A 6,899-nucleotide genomic window follows, 5' to 3' on the forward strand; every position below is an offset into this window, starting at 1 on the left:
GCGGAAACCGGAACCCGGAGTGCAGGCAGCCGCACGCGATCCTGCCGGGCATGCCGTTCGACGCTGCTGCCGGCAGAAAATGCATGGATTGGCCCCGCCCGCCGCCGACTCCGCATGCCGACGGGCTTGTGGAAGGGCAGAGATCCCATTGCCCATGGGCAGCGGACAGGCACCGGCATTTGGCGCCTTGCCGCGGAAACGCGGCCCAGGTCCGGCAGTCCGCCTGCCGGACCAGCGGCAGCTGCCACCGGCGGCCGCACCCCCGAGGGGGATGCATCGCTGTTTTCTTCTGGGAATACAGTGGTGAGCCGTACAGGATTCGAACCTGTGACCCACTGATTAAAAGTCAGTTGCTCTACCAACTGAGCTAACGGCCCACTGTGTCCGGGCTCTCTAAGGATGCCTGCCGGCCCCGTCAAGCGGGTTCATGACGGTTCTGCGAAAAATCCCCGAAGCTTGCGCAACGTCAGCCCTCCGGCGTGCCAGGCCAGGAAATGCGCCCGCCCGGAACCGGCTCCGGCGCACCGGTCGTGCCCGGCCCCGACAGCGGCAGGCCGTGCAGCGCGCGCACCGCCAGATAGGCGAAGGCCTGCGCCTCCAGCATGTCGCCGTCGAGCCCGACTGCCTCCACCGGCACCACCTCGCAGGGCAGGAGCTCCGCCAGAGCCGCCATCATCGCCGCGTTGTGGCGCCCGCCACCGGTCACCAGCAGCTGCGCCGGTACGGACGGGCACCAGACCATCCCGGCCGCCACCGACTCGGCGACGAACCGGACCAGCGTGGCGGCGGCATCGGCATCGCTCATCCCCATCACCCGCTCGGCGAGATCCGGGAAGGCGTCGCGGTCGAGGCTCTTCGGCGGCGGCCGCTGGAAGAAGCGGTGCGCCAGCATGTCGACCACCGTGTTGACATGCGCCCGGCCCGAGGCCGCAAGCGCGCCGCCGCGGTCCTGCGTCCAGCCCAGCCGCCGTTCCACCAGGTCGTTGACCGGCGCATTGGCGGGCCCGGTGTCGAACGCCAGCAGCGCGCCCGGCGCGAAGGGATCCTCCGCCGCCGGATTCACCCAGGTGAGATTGCCGACGCCGCCGAGATTGAGGAAGGCAACCGGCGCCTCCGCCTTGATCCAGCGCGCCAGCGCCCAGTGGAAGACCGGCGCCAGCGGCGCGCCCTCCCCGCCCGCGCGGATATCGGCCGAACGGAAATCCCAGACCACCGGCCGCCCGGTGGCATCGGCAATCGCCTGTCCGTCCCCGGCCTGGTGGGTGCCCCGCCCGCGCGGCTCGTGCGCGAAGGTCTGGCCGTGGAATCCGATCAGCTCCGCATCGGCAAATGTCCTGAGCAGGTCGACATGCGCCGCCGTCACCAGCTCCGCCGCCGACTCCACGCCCTCTTCGCCGGGCCAGCGCCCCAGCGCCGCGCGCAGCACGGCCGCCTCGTTCGCGCCGTAGGCGCGGTACCCGGTCTGCCCGAATCCGCGGATCTCCACGCCGTCCGTGACCAGCACCGCAGCATCGACCCCGTCCAGCGATGTCCCCGACATCGTGCCGAGCGCCCGCACCGCGCCAGAGGCCTTTTCCTCTTCCATCGAACCCCCTATACCCCGCCCATCCGAAAAAGGGCGACAACGATGACCTATACTCCCAGATCCGAGTTTCTCAATGTCATGCAGTCGCGCGGCTACATGGCGGACTGCACCGACCTGCAGGGGCTTGACGACGCGCTGACCAAGGGAGTGGTCACCGCCTATATCGGATATGACGCAACGGCAGCCTCGCTGCATGTCGGCCACCTGCTGAACATCATGATGCTGCGCTGGCTGCAGAAGACCGGGCACCGCCCGCTGACCCTGATGGGCGGCGGCACCACCAAGGTGGGCGATCCGTCCTTCCGCTCCGACGAGCGGCCGCTCCTGGGCCCCGAGCAGATCGAGGCGAACATCCGCGGCATGCAGAAGGTCTTCGCGCGCTACCTGGAGTACAACGACAAGGCGGGCACCCCGGTCGCCTCTGGCGGCAACAAGGCGCTGATGCGCAACAATGCCGAGTGGCTGGACAGCCTGAACTACCTCGACTTCCTGCGCGACATCGGCCGCCATTTCTCGGTCAACCGCATGCTGAGCTTCGAGTCGGTGAAATCGCGCCTCGACCGCGAGCAGTCGCTGTCGTTCCTCGAATTCAACTACATGATCCTGCAGGCCTACGACTTCCTGGAGCTGAACCGCCGCTACGGCTGCGTGCTGCAGATGGGCGGGTCCGACCAGTGGGGCAACATCGTCAACGGCATCGACCTGACCCGCCGCGTTCTCGACCGCGAGATCTACGGCCTGACCTCGCCGCTGCTGACCACCTCGGACGGGCGCAAGATGGGCAAGTCCGCGGGCGGCGCGGTCTGGCTGAACGGCGAGATGCTGTCGCCCTACGAATTCTGGCAGTTCTGGCGCAACACGACCGATGCCGATGTCGGCCGCTTCCTGAAGCTCTATACCGAGCTGCCGGTCGACGAATGCGACCGCCTGGGCGCGCTGGCCGGGTCCGAGATCAACGAGGGCAAGATCATCCTCGCCAACGAGGTGACGACGCTGCTGCACGGCGCCGAGGCGGCGGCGGCGGCCGAGGCCACCGCGCGCGAGGTGTTCGAGAAGGGCGGCGTCGGCGACGACCTGCCGACGCTGGAACTGTCGGCCGAGGAGGTCGGCGGCGGCATCTCGATCGTGCAGCTGATCGTGCGCACCGGGCTGGCGAAATCCGGCAAGGAGGCCAAGCGCCTGATCACCGACAACGGCGCGCGGCTGAACGACGAGCCGCTGACCGATGCCGGGCTGATGCTCGACGCGGCCGCGCTGTCGGCCCCGGTCAAGCTCTCGGCCGGCAAGAAGCGCCACGCGCTGGTGACCCTCGCGGTCTGATGCTGTCCCAGGGCGGGGCCGCAGGGCTCCGCCCGTCCCCCGCGGCGGCTCAGCCGCGGGCCAGAAGCAGGCGCAGCCCGCCATAGCCGAAGACCGCCGCCAGGCCGCCTTCGATCCAGCGCCGCGCCCGGGCATAGGCCCGCGCCATCGGCGGGGCCGAGAATGCCGCCGCATATCCTGAAAAGACGGCCAGCCCCAGCAGGGCGCAGCCGCCCACCATCGCCTGCAGCGCATGGGGCGGCGCCTCCGGCCGCAGGCCCAGCGACAGGATGGCCGCCCAGCCGAGCACCGATTTGGGATTCGCCAGGTGCAGGAGCAGGCCCTTGCGGTAGAGCGCGCGCCGCGGCTCCGGGGCCGCCGCCATCCGCATCTCCCCCGGCGCCAGCGCGGCCAACGCCGATTTGCGCGCCAGCCAGAGCAGGTAGAGCCCGCCGCCGATCCGCACGGCATGCAGCGCCCCGGGATGTGCGGCAAGGACCGTCGAGATCCCGCAGGCGGCCAGCGCCGCCCAGGCCATGCTGCCGGTCATCACGCCGAGGACCAGCACCATCGCGGCCGCCCGGCCCTGGGTCATGGCCGTGCCGATGATCGCCATGTTGCTCGGCCCCGGACTCGCAGCCGCGATCAGGTAGGTGCCGTAGACCGGCAGAAGCAGCTGGAGGAAGTCGGATGTCATGGCGGGCTCCGGTCGGCGGGGTCTGCCGCCAGACTTGCCGCGGGACGGCCGCCGGTCGAGCGGAAACTGCCCCCGGCCCGCCTGAAATCCTGCCGACGCGGAGGGAACGGGTAGCCGGCCTCCCGCGCGGGCGGCAAGGCGCCGCCGCGAAACCCGGCGCAGCGACAGTCCGCCCGTTGACCGGAAGCCCCCGGACCCGCAGGAATGGGGCCGGCGAAGGGATCGGGGCATGGACCACATTTCTGCAATCAAGTTTTTCGGCGCGCTATTCGCGATCATGAATCCCTTCGTGAACCTGCCGGTGTTTCTCGGGCTGACCGACGGCTTCACCAAGAGCCTGCGCCGCTCGGTCGCGCTGCGGCTGGGGCTCTATTCCGCGGTGATGTGCGCCGCAACAGCGCTCGCCGGGTCGCCGATCCTGCGGCTCTTCGGCATTTCGGTCGACGATTTCCGCGTGGCCGGCGGGCTCGTGCTGCTGCTGATCGCGCTCAACATGCTGCATGGCGAGGAAAGCAGCACCCATCACGGCAGCGAGGATGAACAGGACGGCTTCGCCCGCGCCAAGGAACTGGCCTTCTATCCGCTCACCTTCCCGATCATCGTCGGGCCGGGCACGATCACCACGCTGATCGTGTTCTCCGGGCAGGTGAAGACCCCGCTCGACATCGCGCTCTATGCCGGGGTTCTGGCCGCGGTGCTGGCGCTTCTGTGCACCGTTCTGCTCTTCGCCGGGCCGCTTGGCGCGCTGCTGGGCCAGACCGCGCGGGCGATCATGTCCCGCCTGATGGGCATGATCCTGGCCGCCATCGCCGTCAGCATGATCGCCGCCGGGCTACGGTCGCTTCTGCCCGGACTGGCCGGGGCGGCGTCGTGAGGGACCCCCTCAAGTTCTGGAACAAGCTGGCCAAGCGCTATGCCGCCACGCCGGTGCGCGACGAGGCCGCCTACCGCGAGAAGCTGCGCCGCACGCGAAAATACCTGTCGGCGGACTCGCATCTGCTGGAGGCCGGCTGCGGCACCGGATCGACCGCGCTCGCCCATGCGCCCCATGTCTCCCATGTCGAGGCCACGGATTTCTCGCCGAACATGATCGAGATCGCGGAGCGAAAGCGCGCGGCTGCCGGGATCGTCAATGTCGCCTTCCGGACCGCCTGGTGGGACGAGCTGTCGGGCGAGTACGACGCGGTTCTGGCGCTGAACCTGTTCCATGTCCTGCCCCATCCGGACGCGGCGGTGGCGCATCTGGCCTCGCTGGTGAAGCCCGGCGGGGTGCTGGTCACCTCGACCACCTGCGTGGCGGACAACTCTGTCATCGCGCGGAAGCTGGCGCCGGTCTTCGCGATGATAGGGGTCTTCCCGCCGATCTCGGTCTTCGGCCGCGACACCTATCTCGGCTGGCTCGAAGCCGCCGGGCTGGAGCCCGTCGAAAGCTGGCATCCCGGCCGCATGGCCGCCTGGTTCGACATCGCACGCCGCCCTGGAGCGGCCTGACCGCTGCCACGCTCAGGAGAGACGGGACGGCCCTGCACTTGATGCGGCCCCGGACCCGCCCATCGGCAGCCATTCCGCGCACGGTCCCGTCCGCATCAGGCCGGCCGGGAGCCTGTCCCCCTCCAAGCCACGACGGCAATGCCCTGCCGCACTCCGCATCGCGGCGGATGCCCGGCGAGCAGACGGCGCCCGAGGCGACCCGCCGCCCCGCCTGCAGACAGCGGCCAGGTCAGCCCGCGAAACCGCCCGCCTCGGTCTGCACGAAGGCGTCGGCGCACATCTTGGCCAGCGCCCGCACCCGGCCGATATAGGCCTGCCGCTCGGTGACCGAGATCACGCCGCGCGCGTCGAGCAGGTTGAACAGGTGGCTGGCCTTTATGCACTGGTCATAGGCCGGATGCGCCATCACGATGCGCTTGCCGGTCTTGGGATCGTCATATGGCGCGGCAAGGATCGACTGGCACTCGGCCTCGGCATCCTCGAAATGCTGCAGCAGCTTCTCGGTGTCGGCCTGATCGAAGTTGAACCGGCTGTATTCGCCTTCGGTCTGGCGGAACACGTCGCCATAGGTCAGCGGCTGCGGCGATTGCGGATCGTTGAACGGCATGTCCATCACGTGGTCGATGTTCAGCACGTACATGGCGAGGCGCTCCAGCCCGTAGGTCAGCTCGCCCGAGACCGGCTTGCAGTCATGGCCGCCGACCTGCTGGAAATAGGTGAACTGGCTGACTTCCATGCCGTCGCACCAGACCTCCCAGCCAAGCCCCCAGGCGCCCAGGGTCGGGCTCTCCCAGTCGTCCTCGACAAAGCGGATATCGTGCAGATCCATCTCGATGCCGATGGCTTCCAGAGAGCCGAGGTACAGCTCCTGCAGGTTCGCGGGCGACGGCTTGATGAGCACCTGATACTGATAATAGTGCTGCAGCCGGTTCGGGTTCTCGCCGTAGCGCCCGTCGGTCGGCCGCCGCGACGGCTGCACATAGGCCGCCGCCCAGGGCTTCGAGCCGAGCGCCCGCAGCGTGGTCGCCGGATGGAAGGTGCCCGCACCGACCTCCATGTCATAGGGCTGCAGCACGGCGCAGCCCTGGCGCGCCCAATAGGCCTGGAGGCGCATCAGGATATCCTGGAAGCAGGTGGGGCGGTCGGTCATGGCGGGCCTCTTTTCTCGTCGCAGGCGGTGTAGGCAAAGCGCGGCCCGCGGTCAATCCAGCCGGAAGGGCCGCCAGCGCTTGACACCGCGCTGCCGGGGCGGCGAGCTTGGCCAAACTTGAACGATAGAGGTGGTCGCGGGATTTCGGACCAGGTGTTAAGCTGTAGCGCCTGACGAAGACTGACCCGAGATGACGAAACGAAAACGCTATTCAGCGGAGTTCAAAGCGAACGTGGCCTTCGAGGCCATCCGCGAGGAACTGACGACGGCCGAGCTGGCTAAAAGGTACGCTGTCCACCCCACCATGATCAATCAGCGGGTGGAAACGGACGGCGATTGACAACATGGAGTCGGCCTTCGGCGCTCAGGCGACAGCCGATCCGACGATATCGGCCGCCGAGGTCGAGAGGCTGCACGCCAAGATTGGGCAGCTGGTCGTGGAACGGGATTTTTTGTCGGAAGCCTCTAGGGTCAGGACTCATGGTCAGTAGATGACGATCGCGGGGGGAGTGATGGCAGGGAAGAATGTCCTGGGGCATCTGTCGTATCTGGTCGCTACGCGCCTCCAGTCTTTAAGCCTGCCGAACATGATCTCGATACGCTTGCGTCGTTTGCAGCGGCGCTTGTCGTGTTTGACTTGGGTTTTGCGTTGCTTCCGGCCCGGAATGCAGGCGCGC

At 68.4% G+C, this 6,899-nt stretch carries 7 protein-coding genes, 1 tRNA gene and 1 pseudogene; 4 read left to right on the forward strand and 5 right to left on the reverse strand.

Translation table 11 applies throughout. The features are described 5' to 3' along the window. Positions 1-301 precede the first annotated feature (301 nt). Together HCC78_RS21070 and HCC78_RS21075 are read right to left on the reverse strand one after the other, a co-directional pair. Positions 302-377, reverse strand: a tRNA-Lys gene (locus tag HCC78_RS21070). Positions 378-466: 89 nt separating this feature from the next. Then, entirely contained in the window at positions 467-1,585 is a 1,119-nt protein-coding gene (locus tag HCC78_RS21075) for an anhydro-N-acetylmuramic acid kinase (protein WP_172330770.1), read from the reverse strand. Between the two features lie 42 nt (positions 1,586-1,627). Between HCC78_RS21075 and tyrS the strand changes: the two genes are divergently transcribed. Next, complete coding sequence (gene tyrS, locus HCC78_RS21080; RefSeq protein ID WP_172330771.1) at positions 1,628-2,905, forward strand: tyrosine--tRNA ligase; 1,278 nt, start codon at positions 1,628-1,630, stop codon at positions 2,903-2,905. 49 nt (positions 2,906-2,954) lie between these two features. Here tyrS and HCC78_RS21085 read toward each other — a convergent pair whose 3' ends face one another. Next, positions 2,955-3,581 carry a LysE family translocator gene (locus tag HCC78_RS21085; protein WP_172330772.1) on the reverse strand — a complete coding sequence of 209 codons (627 nt, stop codon included), beginning with the start codon at positions 3,579-3,581 and terminating at the stop codon, positions 2,955-2,957. Positions 3,582-3,810: 229 nt separating this feature from the next. Between HCC78_RS21085 and HCC78_RS21090 the strand changes: the two genes are divergently transcribed. After that, a complete protein-coding gene (locus HCC78_RS21090) occupies positions 3,811-4,455 on the forward strand; it encodes a MarC family protein (protein WP_172330773.1) in 645 nt (214 codons plus the stop codon). After that, positions 4,452-5,072, forward strand: coding sequence for a class I SAM-dependent methyltransferase (locus HCC78_RS21095; protein ID WP_172330774.1), 621 nt, complete (start codon positions 4,452-4,454; stop codon positions 5,070-5,072). The genes HCC78_RS21090 and HCC78_RS21095 overlap by 4 nt, the downstream gene beginning before the upstream one ends. A gap of 229 nt (positions 5,073-5,301) precedes the next feature. Here HCC78_RS21095 and HCC78_RS21100 read toward each other — a convergent pair whose 3' ends face one another. Further along, positions 5,302-6,222 (reverse strand): glycine--tRNA ligase subunit alpha, encoded by a 921-nt coding sequence (locus tag HCC78_RS21100; protein WP_172330775.1) that lies wholly within the window; start codon positions 6,220-6,222, stop codon positions 5,302-5,304. Positions 6,223-6,412: 190 nt separating this feature from the next. On the opposite strand from HCC78_RS21100, the pseudogene HCC78_RS33880 reads away from it, so the two are divergent. After that, positions 6,413-6,680, forward strand: a pseudogene (locus HCC78_RS33880) (transposase); the annotation flags it as partial. A 26-nt stretch (positions 6,681-6,706) separates the two neighbouring features. Here the strand turns inward: HCC78_RS33880 and HCC78_RS21110 are convergent. Continuing rightward, positions 6,707-6,899: transposase (locus HCC78_RS21110; RefSeq protein WP_172330777.1), on the reverse strand; the 193-nt coding region annotated here is incomplete at its 5' end.

It is taken from the genome of Mangrovicoccus sp. HB161399 (genome assembly GCF_013184745.1).
Classification (GTDB): Bacteria; Pseudomonadota; Alphaproteobacteria; order Rhodobacterales; family Rhodobacteraceae; genus Mangrovicoccus.